Source organism: Mycolicibacterium celeriflavum, assembly GCF_010731795.1.
Lineage (GTDB): Bacteria > Actinomycetota > Actinomycetes > Mycobacteriales > Mycobacteriaceae > Mycobacterium > Mycobacterium celeriflavum.
The window spans coordinates 2295260-2308391 of sequence record NZ_AP022591.1 but is presented as its reverse complement, the minus strand read 5'-3'; the positions used below and the strand labels follow the sequence as shown (position 1 = coordinate 2308391).

Here is a 13132-nt window from a genome sequence, read left to right as displayed (position 1 = left end):
CGATGACCGTCAGCCTTCTGGACGTCTCGACCTACCTGCCCGGCGATCCGATCGGCGCCGACTATTACGCACAGTTCGCCGAATCCGACGATCTTCGCGACAACGTGATGTTCCGTGCGCCGCGGTTCCGGCACCACGTTGCGCCCGACGAGACGGCCGTCGACATGGTCGAGCGTGCGGCGGCCGGGCTGATCGAGCGGCACGGCCACGACGCGATCGCCGACGCGGACGTGCTGATCACGCACACCCAGATGCCCGACATGCCGTTCTACGGCGGCGGCGGCGCCATGGCGCATCGACTCGGCATGAAGCCGGACTGGGTGCTCGATCTGCACAACGGCGGTTGCGCGGCCTTCGTGCTGGGACTTCAGGTGGCCCGGCAACTCCTGTCCTCCGGGGCGGGCCGCACGGCGCTGATCGCCGTCGCGCAGAACGCCGCCGGGCAGGTGTTCGACCAACCCGGGGTGCGGCGCAAGGCTCAGGCATCGGTGCCAGGTGACGGCGCGGCCGTCGGGCTGGTGGCGGTCTCCGAGCAGTCGCCGATTCTGGACGTGGAATGCCGCACCTACGGCGAGTTCGCCGGCGATATGACGATCGCGGTCGACCCGCCGCGCAAATGGTGGCAGCCGGGGCCGGGGGAGGGGTGCATCGGCTTCACCGAAAGCAAGATCACCAAGGTGCTGGCGCGGGGCAACAGGCAGGTGCCCGAGGTGTCCTACGCGGTGTGCGACCGCATCGGCGTGAAGCCCGCCGACCTCGACCTGCTCGTCACCAACCAGCCGAACCGGGTCTTCCTGCGGAATTGGCGGGAAGCGCTCGAGCTGCCCGCCGAACGCCACGTCGACACGTTCGAAATGTGCGGAAACCTGTTCGCCGCAGGGATTCCGGTCAACTTGGATCGCGCGGTCGCCACCGGGCGGCTCGAAGCGGGCGACGTGGTGCTGATGGCGGCCTTCGCCCATGCCGGTGACTTCGCCGGCGCGGCCGCCGTGCGGTGGGGCGGTCGCGGGTGATGGCTACGCCAGGGTTCAGCGGACTCGAGGCCGTCGGCGCGCTACCCAGCGCGACGAACCCGATGGCCTTGTCGCTGAACGAGAATCCCTTCCCGCCGTTACCGTCCGTCCGGTCGGCGCTGATCGCGTCGATCGAGTCGGCCAACCGGTATCCGGAGTATCTGCCCGAGCGGCTGCGTTCGTTGGTCGCCGAGCGTATCGGGGTGCGCGACGAGCAGGTGGTCATCGGGGCCGGCGCGACGGGGGTGATCATGCAGGTGCTGCAGGCGGTGACCAGCCCCGGCGACACGATGGTGACGGCCTCGCCGACGTTCGATGGGTACCCGGTCTTCGCGCAGATGTCCCGGCTGAAATCGGTCACCGTCGCGCTCGACGCGCACGGTCACCATGACCTCGACGCGATGGCATCCGCCGCGGCGGCGGCCAGGGTCGTGGTGGTGTGTCGACCGCACAATCCGAGCGGCACCGTCGAAACGGCCGCCGACCTCGAGCGCTTCCTGCGGCGGGTGCCGCCGGACACCGTCGTGCTGCTCGACGAGGCCTACGTCGAGTTCCTGCCACCGGAATGCCGGATAGACACCGTCGCATTGGTCGCGCGGCATCCGAACGTCGTTGTGCTGCGGACCTTTTCCAAGGCGTACGGGCTGGCCGGACTCCGCATCGGTTACGGTTTCTGCGCGCCCGGGCTGGCCCGGCGGTTGTGGGCCATGCAGTTGCCGTTCGGCATCGCGATCACGTCCCTGGTCGCGGTGGCGGCCTCTTTCGACGCGGAAGCCGAGTTGCGCCAACGCATCCGAATGATTGCTAGTGAGCGTCGATACCTGCGGATGCGGCTGCGGTCGATGGGGGTGTACAGCACCGAGAGCAACGCCAACTTCGTGTACCTGCCGGAGTGCGGGCGTTGCTGGAAAGAGGTGTTCGACACGATCGGCATGCGTGTGCGCCATTACGCCGACGGCGGCGTGCGCATCACCGTGGGCGACCGCAAATCCACCCGCGCGGTGGTCGCGGCGGTGGCCCAGGCCGTCGACCGAAAGCCGGTGACCGCGTCGACCAATGCGGTATGAAGGGGCGTGCCCACCGAACCGTCACGACCGCCGCGGCAGGACGACCGTGACCCGATCGCGCTCGCGCGGGCCAACTGGGAGCGCTGCGGGTGGGGCGAGGTGGCCGACGGCATGGTCGCGGTGACGTCGGTGATGCGGGCGCACCAGATCCTGCTGGCCCGCGTCGAGAGCGCGCTGCGGCCATACGACTTGAGCTTCTCGCGGTTCGAGTTGCTTCGCCTGTTGGCGTTCAGCCGCAACGGCGCACTGCCGATCACCAAGGCCTCCGATCGGTTGCAGGTGCACGTCACCAGCGTCACCCACGCGATCCGGCGCCTGGAGGCCGACGGCCTGGTGGAACGGATCCCGCATCCGACCGACGGGCGCACGACGCTGGTGCAGATCACCGACCTGGGCCGCTCGACCGTCGAGGACGCCACGGAGACGTTGAACAACGAGGTGTTCGCCGACATCGGGATGTCCGACGCCGAGTCCAGGGCCTTGGCGGCTTCGATCCAGACGCTGCGCCGGAATTCGGGAGACTTCTAAGGCGATTTGTGCACGTTCACAGGAGCGCTGGGCGCAACAAAACCTGCACAAATCACTGCGGCGCCGACGGGACAGGGATCGTCGCCGTCACCGCGGTGCCGGCCCCCGGGCGCGACCGGATGTTGAGCCGGCCGCCGACGATCTCGGCGCGTTCGGCCATCGAGAGCAGGCCGTAACCGCCCATCTCGTCGCCGCCGAGCGGATGCTCGAAGGTGTCGAAACCCACCCCGTCGTCGATGATTTCGAGCCGGGCGACGTCGCCGCTGTCACCCGCGTCTACGGTGAACATCAGCCGGGCGGACGTGGCCTTGGCGTGCTTGACGACATTCTGCAGGCATTCCTGCGCGATCCGGTACAACGCCAGCTCGATATGGTCGGGCAGCCGACGCTCCGTCAGGTTCACCTCGATACCGACCTGCGGTATCGACCGCGCCAGGCTGGCCAGCCCGCCGGCCAGCCCGAGGTCGTCGAGCACCGGTGGCCGCAGTCCACTGATCGCGGCGCGAGCCTCCTGCAGGGTCAACTCGACCAGCTCGCGCGCTTTGCCGAGTTGTTCGGCAACGATCGCCGGGTCCTCGGATCTGGTGGCCGCATCCAACCGGTAACTCAACGTGATCAGGCGCTGCGAAATGCCGTCGTGGATATCGCCTGCCAGCCGGCGCCGTTCGAGTTCCTGAGCCTCGATCACCTGCTCGACGAAGTTCTCGTGGGCGCGCTCGCGGGCCACCAGCTGCCGGTGCAGCCGGGCCTGATGCATGGCGCCCGCGATCAGCCTGCCGATCACCACGAGCAGCTCGACGTCGCGTTCGGTGAACTCGCGGCGCTCGACGGTGTGCACGTTGAGCACGCCGACCAGGCCGCCGGGATCGGTCTCCATCGGGACCGACACCATCGAGGTGAAGTCCGAGCCGCGTAGCGACTGGAACGGCATGTAGCGCGGATCGGACTCCTTGTCCTGGGTGATGACCACGGGCTCGCGGTGGCTGGCGACCCAACCCGAAATACCCTGTCCCAGTGGCAGTCTGATCTTGCCAATCTCCGCATCGAACGGCGGAGTGGCGCCCGCCAGCGTGAGCGACCGGTCACTGTCGTCGAGGACGTGCACGAAGCAGACGTCGCTGGCGGTCGCCGCGGTGATCATCCGGGCCGCCGCCGCGGCCAGCGGTTCGACACCCGGCCCCTTCGACGCGGCCTGGATCAGCTCGCGCAGAAGCGCCAGCTCGCGGTCGGCGGCCAGCGCGTACTGGCTCAGCTCCCGCACGGCGTCCGGCTGGCTCACTGGTATATCCCTTCGCGCAGCGCGGTCGCGACGGCGCCGGTGCGGTCGCTGACCCCCAGCTTCCGGTAGATCGAGCTGAGGTGGGTCTTGACGGTCTCGTCGCCGATCACAAGCTTGGTGGCGATGGCGCGGTTGGACAGCCCGTTGACGACGAACGACAAAATCTCGCTCTCGCGTTGGGTGAGCCCTTGGCGGGCGCCGGGCCAGAACTCGTCGCGCTGCAGCCGCGCCGCGGTGTCGACCGCGCGGGCCGCCATTCCGGGGTCGATCGCGGTCTCGCCGCGGTTGACGAACTCCAACTGGCGCACCAACTCCTCGCTGCTGATGCTCTTGAGCAGGTAACCCGACGCCCCGACTCGCAGCGCCTGAAACAGGTACTGCTCGTCGTCATAGACCGACAGCATCACGACCTTGCGCTCCGGCTTGCGCTCGCGCAGCTCCAGGCACAGGTCGAGTCCGCTCGAACCCTGCATGCGGACGTCGGACAACACGATGTCGGGGTCGAGCTCGTCGACGACGCTGAGCGCTCGCTCAGCACCCACGGCCTGCCCGACCACTTGCACTCGATCGGAGAACGCCGCGAGCATGGCTTTCAGGCCTTCGATGACCATTTCGTGGTCGTCGACCAGTACTAATCGCACCGGGGGGCTGCTCGGCATGGCACCAACCTTAGAGGTGCCGTTTGCGGTGGTAGAGCAACTTGGCATCGTCGCTCCCCCGATTGGGGGAGGTTGGAAACGTGTGACATCGGCCACCCTTGTCTCCATGCCGACAACGCATGAGACGACGTGGCGCGCGGGACGGTTCTGGTGGGACTGCGCATCGCCCAGCGGGCCGGGCTGTTTTATGCGCGCCGTGGTCTTCGACCTCGACGCGCTGACCGACATCGAATGCGACGGCCACCGCGTGGCCTACAACGCTGCCTTCGCGGCACACGGCCTGGATTGCCAATGGTCGGTGGCGCGGTACCGGCAGCTGCTGGCGTTGACCGACGAGCGGCAGCGCATCGCCGCGGAACTGCGGAAGCGCTGCGTCGCCACCGAGTCCGATGTGCTGACCGCACTTCTGGCCGACGACATTTACACGACCAAGGCCATGATGTTCGACGAGCTGATCCTCGAGCGCGACCTCTCGCCGAGGCCCGGTCTGGTCGACTTCGTGATGGATGCGGTCCGCGCCGGCGTCCAGCTGGCCGTCGTGACCAACGGCAGGCGCGCTTGGGCCGAGCCACTGGTGCGGCAACTGGTCGGCGAGGGGCTCGTCGAGGCCGTGGTCACGACCGAGGACGTCACCAAGCCGATGCCCGACCCCGAAGCGCACCGTCACGCGCTCGACGAACTGGGCCTGTCCGCTGAGGACGCGATCGCCGTCACCGGGTCGGCCTGCGGGCTGAGGGCCGCGAACGCCGCGGGGCTCGCCACCGTGGTGGTCACAGGTGAGGGCACCCCGGACATCCCGACCGCCCTGGCGGTGCGCCCAGACTACGCGAGTGAGCCTCCGTTGACCGCCGCCGATTGCCAACGCCTGCATGCGAATTGGTGGAAGGTCCGTAAACCCGCCGCTGCGTAGCTCGCCTCGCCCCGCCTCGCCTCGCGCGAGCGTGCGTGTCTGTACACGACGCGCAGTAAACAAGCCAGACTCAACGCAGGCTCGTCGGCCGTGAGCGTGCGCAAACTGTTCAAAATCCGCGGCGCGTCGTGTACCGACACGCACGCTCGCGAGGAGATGCAACGCGAGGAGATGCAATGAGTCTCAGCTTTCGCGGAGCAGCTCGATCACCGCGCTGAAGTCCTTGTCCGCGTGGTCGGCGGCGAATTTCGCGTAGATCTCCGCGGCATGGCTGCCCAGCGGCGCGTTCGAGCCCGCCGACTTGACCGCGTTCATCGCCAATCCGAGGTCTTTGTTCATCAGAGCGGTCGCGAAGCCCGGCGTGAAGTCGTTGTTCGCCGGTGACGTCGGAACCGGCCCTGGCACAGGGCAGTTCGTGTGGACCGCCCAGCAGTTACCGGTGGCGCCGGTGATCACGTCGAACAGCGACTGCGCCGGCAGGCCGAGCTTCTCGGCCAGCACGAACGCCTCTCCGATCGCGATCTGCTGCACCGCGAGCACCATGTTGTTGCACAGTTTGGCGGCCTGCCCGGTGCCGGCGGCCCCACAGTGAATGATCTTGCCGGCCAACGGTTCCAGCACCGGTCGAGCTCGCTCGACCGCGGATGCCTCACCGCCCACCATGAACGCCAGCGTGCCTGCGGTCGCGCCCTTCACCCCGCCGGACACCGGGGCGTCCAACTGGGCCATGCCGCGGTCGCCCGCCTGCTTGTTGATGGTGCGGGCATCATCGACGGAGATCGTGGAGGTGTCGATGAACAGCGCCCCTTCGCGCGCGGCGGGCAACACCTCTGCGTAGCAGGCTTTCACGATGTCGCCGTTGGGCAGCGAGGTGATGACGACCTCGGCGTCGGCGACCGCCTCGGCGCCGCTGTCGAACACCGATGCGCCCTTCCCTGCGGCGGCGTCCTTCAACGTGGGCACCGGGTCGAAGCCGTGCACGGTGTGCCCCGCGGCGAGCAGGTTCGCCGCCATCGGCCCGCCCATGTGGCCGAGCCCCAGAAACGCCACTGTGCTCATGTGCTCTCCTGTTCCGACGCTATGCCGATTCGCGCACCTTGGCGGCCGCAGACCGCCCGATCACCACGCGCATGATTTCGTTGGTCCCTTCGAGGATCCGGTGTACCCGCAGATCCCGGACGATCTTCTCCAGCCCGTACTCGGTGAGGTAGCCATACCCGCCGTGCAGTTGCAGCGCCTGGTCGGCGACCGCGAAGCACGAGTCGGTGACATAGCGCTTGGCCATCGCGCACAGCTCCACCTTGTCCGGGTGGTTTTCGTCGAGCGCTCGGGCAGCGCGCCACAACAGGCTTCGCGACGCCTCCAGAGCGGTGGCCATATCGGCGAGGGTGAACCGGATGGTGGGCTCGTCGAGCAGTGCGCCGCCGAATGCCTCCCGGTCGCGCACATAGCCGGCGGCCTTGTCGTAGGCGGCTTGTGCGCCGCCGAGCGAGCAGGCGGCGATGTTGATGCGGCCGCCGTTGAGCCCGTTCATCGCTATCCCGAAGCCTGCTCCCTCGCCATCGGCGCCCCCGAGCATCGCCTCGGCGGGTACCCGGACGTTCTCGAAGACCACCTGGGCAGTGGGCTGGGCGTGCCACCCCATCTTGTCTTCGTCGGCGCCGAAACTGAGCCCGGCAGTGTCCTTTTCGACGAGGAATGTCGAGATGCCCCGCGGGCCGTCACCGCCGGTGCGGGCCATAACGAGATACAGGTCGGATGCCCCGGCACCGGAGATGAACTGCTTGACGCCGTCGAGGACATAGTGGTCGCCCTCCCGAACGGCCTTGGTGCGCAACGCGCTCGCGTCAGAGCCGGCGCCGGGTTCGGTCAGGCAGTAGCTGGCGATCAACTCCATCGACGCCAGCCGGGGCACCCACGTCTTGCGTTGTTCGTGGGTGCCGTAAGTGTCGACCATCCAGGCGCACATGTTGTGGATCGACAGGAACGCCGCGACGGTCGGGTCGGCCGTCGCGAGTTGCTCGAAGATCCGCACGGCGTCCAGCCGACGCAACTCGCTGCCGCCGACGTCGTCGCGGCAGTAGATCGCCGCCATCCCCAGTTCGGCGGCCTCGCGCAACACGTCGGTGGGGAAGTGCTTTGTGGCATCCCACTCCAAAGCGTGTGGCGCGAGCCGCTTCTCGGCGAACGCGGCCGCCGTCTCGGCGATCACGCGTTCGTCTTCGTCGAAGCCGAAGTAGTCCACGCTACTTCATGGTCGGGATGACGAACTCAGCGCCATCCTTGATGCCCGACGGCCACCGCTGGGTCACTGTCTTGGTCTTGGTGTAGAACAGGATCGAGTGGGGCCCATGCTGGTTGAGGTCGCCGAAGCCGGACCGCTTCCAGCCGCCGAACGTGTGGTACGCCACCGGAACCGGGATCGGCACGTTGACGCCGACCATGCCGACCTGGACGCGTGAGACGAAGTCGCGAGCCGCATCGCCGTCGCGGGTGAAGATGGCCACGCCGTTGCCGTACTCGTTTTCGGACGGCAGCTTCAACGCTTCCTCATAGTCATGGGCCCGCACGATGCACAGCACCGGGCCGAAGATCTCGTCGGTGTAGATGGACATGTCGGTGGTGACATGGTCGAACAGGGTCGGCCCGATGAAGAAGCCGCCCTCGAGGCTGGCATCACCGAATTGCATGTCGTCGCTGGCGCGTTCGCGGCCGTCGACGACGATCTCGGCGCCGGCCTCGACGCCCGCGTCGATGTAGCCGCGCACCCGCTTGAGCGCCGCCTCGGTGACGAGCGGGCCGTAGGTGGCTTTGGGGTCGAGGCTGTGACCGACGCGCAGTTCGGCGACGCGCTCGGTCAGCCGGGCGCGCAGGCGGTTCGCGGTTTCCTCACCCACCGGCACGGCCACGCTGATCGCCATGCAGCGCTCACCCGCGCTGCCGTAGCCGGCGCCGATCAACGCGTCAACGGCCTGGTCGAGGTCGGCGTCGGGCATCACGATCATGTGGTTCTTGGCGCCCCCGAAACACTGGGCGCGCTTGCCGTTTGCCGTCGCGGTCGAGTAGATGTACTGCGCGATGTCGGAGCTGCCGACGAAGCCGACCGCCTGGATCACCGGGTGCTCGAGGATCGCGTCGACGGCCTCCTTGTCGCCCTGCACCACCTGGAACACTCCCGGGGGCAGGCCGGCTTCGAGGAACAACTCGGCGAGCCGGACGGGAACCGAAGGGTCGCGCTCGGACGGCTTGAGGATGAACGCGTTGCCACACGCCAGTGCGGGTCCGGCCTTCCAGAGCGGGATCATGGCGGGAAAGTTGAACGGCGTGATGCCCGCGACCACACCGAGGGGCTGACGCAGCGAGTAGACGTCGATCCCGGTGCCCGCGCCCTCGGTGAACTCGCCCTTGAGCAGGTGGGGGATGCCGACTGAGAACTCGATGACCTCCAGCCCGCGCTGGATGTCACCGAGGGAGTCGGCGTGGGTCTTGCCGTGCTCGAGGGAGAGGAGCTCGGCCAATTCTTCTGCGTGCTGGTTGACCAGCGCGATGAACTTCATCAGGACGCGGGCACGACGTTGGGGGTTCCACGCCGCCCACGCCTTCTGTGCCTCCGCCGCGCCGGCCACCGCCGCGTCCACATCCGCGGCCGATGCCATCGCCACCTGAGCCTGAACCTCACCGGTGCTGGGATTGAAGACATCGGCGGTGCGGCTCGACTGGCCGTTCGTGCGCTTGCCGTCGATGAAATGCGGGATCTGTGTGCTCATGGGGTGCCCTTCACTGATAGATAGTTGGATATCCTAGTAATGCGGTGGCGGCGGACGCAAGAGCCGGGGCCCGACGTCGTGGACCCCGGCTCGCCGAGCCGGCCTATGCGTCGCCCATGCCGTCGACCGGTTCGGGCACACCGCCTGCGCGCACGGCCTTTTCGATGCGGGCGCCGAGCTCGCCGTCGACGTTGCGCCAGTACTGCAGCGCGCGGTCCAGCACGTCGCCATTGACTCCGCCGAGCAGGGCCCCTGCGATCGTCTCGACCGCAGCCGTGCGTTGTGCGTCGTCCCAGACCTCGCGTACCAGCGTCCCGGCCTGCCCGAAGTCGTCGTCCTCGGAATGCAGCGAGTATGCCGCGCGCAGCAACTCGCCGTCGGCCTCCCAGCCGTCCTCTGCCGGCCCGGTCGTATCGGCCCACGGCCGGCCGGTGCTGTTGGGCGCGTAGACCGCGGCGGCGCCGGAGTGGTGGTAGGTCATCTGCCCGTCGAACATGTAGGTGTTCACCTCCACCCCGTGGCGAGGCTGGTTGACGGGCAGTTGGTGGAAGTTGGTGCCGATGCGGTTGCGCTGAGCGTCGTTGTAGGCGAACGCTCGGCCCAGCAGCATCTTGTCCGGCGACAGCCCGACGCCGGGCACGGTGTTGCCCGGCGAAAATGCGGCCTGCTCGATCTCGGCGAAGAAGTTCTCCGGGTTGCGGTTGAGCGTGTAGATGCCGACCGGGATCAGTGGATAGTCCGCGTGCGACCAGGTCTTGGTCAGGTCGAACGGGTTGAAGCGGTAGTCGGCCGCCTCCGCGTAAGGCATCACCTGCACTGACAGCCGCCAGCTCGGATAGTCGCCGGCGGCGATGGCGTCGAACAGGTCGCGGCGGTGGAAGTCGGCGTCCTCCCCGGCCAGGGCCGCGGCTTCGTCGTTGGTGAGGAATTCCATGCCTTGGTGGGTGTGGAAGTGGTACTTCACCCAGAACTTCTCGCCACCGGCGTTGACCCACATGTAGGTGTGCGAGCCGTAACCGTTCATGTGCCGCCATGTCCGCGGCAGCCCGCGCTGACCCATGAGGTAGGTGACCTGGTGTGCCGATTCGGGGTTCAGAGTCCAGAAATCCCACTGCATCTGGGCCGACCGCAAGCCGGAGTCGGGCAGTCGCTTCTGGCTGCGGATGAAGTGAGGGAACTTGATCGGGTCGCGCAGGAAGAAGATCGGGGTGTTGTTGCCGACGATGTCGTAGTTGCCCTCGGAGGTGTAGAACTTCATCGCGTAGCCGCGCACGTCGCGCCAGGTGTCCGGACTGCCCTGTTCGCCCGCCACGGTGGAAAACCGCACCAGCAGGTCGGTTTCGGCGCCCTTCTGGAACAGCGCTGCCTTGGTGTACTGCGAGACGTCCTCGGTCACCTTCAGGATGCCGAACGCCCCCGAGCCCTTGGCGTGGGGGCTGCGCTCAGGCACCCGTTCCCGGTTGAAGTGCGCCATCTGTTCGAGGAAGTGCACATCGTGCAGGACGATCGGCCCGCCTGCGCCTACCGTCAACGAGTTGCGGTCGCTGGCGGCCGGCGCACCGGACCCGGTGGTCGACCCGAATTGTGGTGTGGTCATGCCGATCTCCAATCAGTTGGGCTGTTGCGAACTTGGCACTCGGGGCAGACGCCCCAGAACGTCACCTCGGCTTCGTCGATCAGGTAGCCGGACTGGTCGTCGGCGCGCAGACAGGGCTTTTCGTCGGTGACGCAGTCGACGTCGGCGATCTCACCGCACGACCGGCAGACCAGATGGTGGTGGTTGTCCCCGGTCTCGAGCTCGAACCGCGCAGGTGAGCCGGCCGGCTCGATGCGGCGCAAGAGACGCGCATCGGTCAGCGCGTAGAGCACGTCGTAGACAGCCTGTGTCGACAGGGATCCGATGCGTCTGCGGGCGCCCGCGGCGATGCGGTCCACATCGGCATGCGGATGCTCGCTTACTTCGGCGAGTACTGCCAGACGTGGTTTGGTCACCCGCAGTCCCGACGCTCGCAGCCTGTCCTGCCAAAGGGTCACGATCGCGCCCTCCTTCGGAGATTGGATCGACTCAAGTCCCACTCTGCTACGTTGGCTTGCATACTGCAAGTGTTGCTATATGCAAATGCGAGGCAAAAGAATGGACGACGCGTTGATCGCCGCGGCGATTCTGACTGGACCTGACGCGATCATCTGCGCGGACCGCGACGGCGTGATCACCTTTTGGAATGCCAGTGCTCAGCGGGTTTTCGGATACACCCCTGCCGAGGCCGCTGGGCAGTCACTCGACCTGATAATCCCCGAGCGGCTTCGGGCACGGCACTGGAAGGGTTGGCAAACCGTGATGGCCACCGGGCAGAGCCGCTACGGGGACGGCGATCTGCTGTCGGTACCGGCTGTGCGCAAGGACGGCAGCACGATCTCCGTCGAGTTCACCATCGCGCCGCTGTTCGGCGTCGACGACGAGATGTTCGGTATGGCAGCGACGCTGCGCGATGTCACCGCGCGCTTCGAGGAGACCAGGGAGCTGCGGCGGCAGCTGGCGGCCCGCACTTGATGCCCGTCTGCAGGGCTTGCGCCGTGCAATACTTCGCACGTGCCGACGCGCAGGAGTGATTCGACCACGACGCCGGTTGACGAGCTGGTGGCATTCGAGGTGGCCACCGGAGATCTGGTCGGAGTCGCGTTACGCAGTGTGGAACAGCTCGACGTTTCACTGCCACAATTTAGGTTGCTGCTGGTGCTCGCCCGAGCTGGGCGCTCGACGTCGTCGGACTGCGCCAAGGCCCTTGGCGTGGTGGGCTCCTCGGTGACCCGCCTGGCCGATCGGTTGCATGCACGGGGGTACCTGATGCGTGGCGGAGATCCCGCCAACCGCAGCGTTGTGACGCTCGAGTTGACGGACAAGGGCCGCGATGTGGTCCGTCGGGTGACCGCGTACCGTCGCCGCGAGCTGCGCCGGGTGTTGGATCGCATCGACCCGGCCGAGCGTGCCGCCTGCGCCGCTGTCCTGCGCACTCTGCACGAGCGTTTCGGAAACGACGATCGGCACAACGCGATGCGGTTCTAGGCGCCCTTCAAGCCGAGCGGTCCGGCCAGTTCGGTCAACGTGGGTAGCAGCGCGTCCCACCCGCCGAGCACCTGGATGGCCACGTGATCGGCTCCGGCCTCCAGGTGTTCGTTGAGCCGCGCGGCGATCGCTTCCGTCGTACCGTGCGCGACAACCGCGTCGATCAGCCGGTCGCTGCCGGGTTTCTCGACGTCCTCGTCGGTGAAGCCCAACCGCTTCCAGTTGTTGAGATAGTTCGACAGGTTCAGGTAGAAATCGACGGTCTCACGGCCGATCTTGCGGGACGCCTCTGCGTCTCGGGCCAACACGACTTTGTGCTCAGGGGCGATGAACACCGTGGGACCCAAGAGATTTCGCGCCTCACCGGTGTGTTGCGGCGTGGTGAGGTACGGATGCGCTCCGGCGCTGCGCTGCGCGGCCAGCTTGAGCACCTTCGGGCCCAACGCGGCTATCACGCGCCGGCTTGTCGGCACCTTCTTGGCATCCAGCGCGTCGAGGTACTCGACCAACACGTCGTACGGTTTGCGGTACTCCTCGGTGTGTTCGGGATGGCCGATGCCGATGCCGAGCAGGAACCGTCCCGGATAAGCGTCCTCGACGCGGTGGTACGCCTCGGCGACCTCGTCGGCAGGCGCCGTCCACACGTTGATGATGCCGGTGGCGACCTGGAGATTCTCTGTGCGCTCGAGGATGGGCTCGACGTATTCGAGGTTGCCGGCGGGCGATCCGCCGATCCACACCGCGCCGTAGCCGAGCTTCTCGATCTCTACCGCCTGCTCTGGCTTGGGGACGCCGAACGTCCAGACGCCGTAGCGGCCGAAATCGGGCTTGAGCTCAGTCATGCG

14 protein-coding genes are annotated in these 13132 nt (G+C 67.3%); 6 read left to right on the top strand and 8 right to left on the bottom strand.

From position 1 onward, the window contains the following. The first annotated feature begins 2 nt into the window (after positions 1-2). The 3 genes from G6N18_RS11285 to G6N18_RS11275 are packed head-to-tail and all read left to right on the top strand — an operon-like array spanning position 3 to position 2608. On the top strand, positions 3-1013 hold the full coding sequence (locus tag G6N18_RS11285; protein WP_083000987.1) for a 3-oxoacyl-ACP synthase III family protein: 1011 nt from the start codon (positions 3-5) through the stop codon (positions 1011-1013). Beyond that, complete coding sequence (locus G6N18_RS11280; protein ID WP_083001130.1) at positions 1013-2080, top strand: pyridoxal phosphate-dependent aminotransferase; 1068 nt, start codon at positions 1013-1015, stop codon at positions 2078-2080. The genes G6N18_RS11285 and G6N18_RS11280 overlap by 1 nt, the downstream gene beginning before the upstream one ends. Positions 2081-2086: 6 nt before the next feature. Next, a complete protein-coding gene (locus G6N18_RS11275; protein WP_067217555.1) occupies positions 2087-2608 on the top strand; it encodes a MarR family winged helix-turn-helix transcriptional regulator in 522 nt (173 codons plus the stop codon). A gap of 52 nt (positions 2609-2660) precedes the next feature. On the opposite strand, the gene G6N18_RS11270 is transcribed toward G6N18_RS11275, so the two are convergent. Further along, the gene (locus G6N18_RS11270) at positions 2661-3887 is read right to left on the bottom strand and encodes a GAF domain-containing sensor histidine kinase (RefSeq protein ID WP_234806125.1); all 1227 of its coding nucleotides are present in this window, start codon (positions 3885-3887) and stop codon (positions 2661-2663) included. Next, on the bottom strand, positions 3884-4546 hold the full coding sequence (locus tag G6N18_RS11265) for a response regulator (protein WP_083000983.1): 663 nt from the start codon (positions 4544-4546) through the stop codon (positions 3884-3886). The genes G6N18_RS11270 and G6N18_RS11265 overlap by 4 nt, the downstream gene beginning before the upstream one ends. A 106-nt stretch (positions 4547-4652) precedes the next feature. Here G6N18_RS11265 and G6N18_RS11260 point away from each other — a divergent pair, with 106 nt between their 5' ends. After that, positions 4653-5456 carry an HAD family hydrolase gene (locus G6N18_RS11260; RefSeq protein ID WP_083000982.1) on the top strand — a complete coding sequence of 268 codons (804 nt, stop codon included), beginning with the start codon at positions 4653-4655 and terminating at the stop codon, positions 5454-5456. 183 nt (positions 5457-5639) lie between these two features. On the opposite strand, the gene mmsB is transcribed toward G6N18_RS11260, so the two are convergent. From mmsB to G6N18_RS11235, 5 genes are all read right to left on the bottom strand, one after another. Next, entirely contained in the window at positions 5640-6566 is a 927-nt protein-coding gene (mmsB, locus tag G6N18_RS11255) for a 3-hydroxyisobutyrate dehydrogenase (protein ID WP_407663581.1), read from the bottom strand. After that, positions 6535-7701 (bottom strand): acyl-CoA dehydrogenase family protein, encoded by a 1167-nt coding sequence (locus G6N18_RS11250; protein ID WP_083000978.1) that lies wholly within the window; start codon positions 7699-7701, stop codon positions 6535-6537. Before G6N18_RS11250 ends, mmsB begins: the two co-directional genes overlap by 32 nt. A gap of 1 nt (position 7702) precedes the next feature. Further along, positions 7703-9223 (bottom strand): CoA-acylating methylmalonate-semialdehyde dehydrogenase, encoded by a 1521-nt coding sequence (locus G6N18_RS11245; RefSeq protein ID WP_067216235.1) that lies wholly within the window; start codon positions 9221-9223, stop codon positions 7703-7705. 103 nt (positions 9224-9326) lie between these two features. Beyond that, positions 9327-10820: a catalase gene (locus tag G6N18_RS11240; protein WP_083000977.1), complete on the bottom strand. Its 1494-nt coding sequence runs from the start codon at positions 10818-10820 to the stop codon at positions 9327-9329. Then, the gene (locus G6N18_RS11235) at positions 10817-11257 is read right to left on the bottom strand and encodes a Fur family transcriptional regulator (protein ID WP_083000975.1); all 441 of its coding nucleotides are present in this window, start codon (positions 11255-11257) and stop codon (positions 10817-10819) included. The genes G6N18_RS11240 and G6N18_RS11235 overlap by 4 nt, the downstream gene beginning before the upstream one ends. Positions 11258-11342: 85 nt before the next feature. On the opposite strand from G6N18_RS11235, the gene G6N18_RS11230 reads away from it, so the two are divergent. Together G6N18_RS11230 and G6N18_RS11225 are read left to right on the top strand one after the other, a co-directional pair. Beyond that, a complete protein-coding gene (locus tag G6N18_RS11230; protein WP_234806124.1) occupies positions 11343-11774 on the top strand; it encodes a PAS domain-containing protein in 432 nt (143 codons plus the stop codon). A 39-nt stretch (positions 11775-11813) separates the two neighbouring features. Further along, positions 11814-12287: a MarR family winged helix-turn-helix transcriptional regulator gene (locus G6N18_RS11225; protein WP_234806123.1), complete on the top strand. Its 474-nt coding sequence runs from the start codon at positions 11814-11816 to the stop codon at positions 12285-12287. Here G6N18_RS11225 and G6N18_RS11220 read toward each other — a convergent pair. Further along, positions 12284-13129: an LLM class F420-dependent oxidoreductase gene (locus G6N18_RS11220; protein WP_083000972.1), complete on the bottom strand. Its 846-nt coding sequence runs from the start codon at positions 13127-13129 to the stop codon at positions 12284-12286. The genes G6N18_RS11225 and G6N18_RS11220 overlap by 4 nt on opposite strands. Between the last annotated feature and the right edge of the window lie 3 nt (positions 13130-13132).

What these genes read in the sequence shown, in the direction of transcription:
- G6N18_RS11230 (WP_234806124.1), top strand. Translation starts at nt 11,343, where the DNA reads ATGCGAGGCAAAAGAATGGACGACGCGTTGATCGCCGCGGCGATTCTG.
- G6N18_RS11245 (WP_067216235.1), bottom strand. Translation starts at nt 9,223, where the DNA reads ATGAGCACACAGATCCCGCATTTCATCGACGGCAAGCGCACGAACGGC.
- G6N18_RS11285 (WP_083000987.1), top strand. Translation starts at nt 3, where the DNA reads ATGACCGTCAGCCTTCTGGACGTCTCGACCTACCTGCCCGGCGATCCG.
- G6N18_RS11265 (WP_083000983.1), bottom strand. Translation starts at nt 4,546, where the DNA reads ATGCCGAGCAGCCCCCCGGTGCGATTAGTACTGGTCGACGACCACGAA.
- G6N18_RS11280 (WP_083001130.1), top strand. Translation starts at nt 1,013, where the DNA reads ATGGCTACGCCAGGGTTCAGCGGACTCGAGGCCGTCGGCGCGCTACCC.
- G6N18_RS11240 (WP_083000977.1), bottom strand. Translation starts at nt 10,820, where the DNA reads ATGACCACACCACAATTCGGGTCGACCACCGGGTCCGGTGCGCCGGCC.
- G6N18_RS11260 (WP_083000982.1), top strand. Translation starts at nt 4,653, where the DNA reads ATGCCGACAACGCATGAGACGACGTGGCGCGCGGGACGGTTCTGGTGG.
- G6N18_RS11220 (WP_083000972.1), bottom strand. Translation starts at nt 13,129, where the DNA reads ATGACTGAGCTCAAGCCCGATTTCGGCCGCTACGGCGTCTGGACGTTC.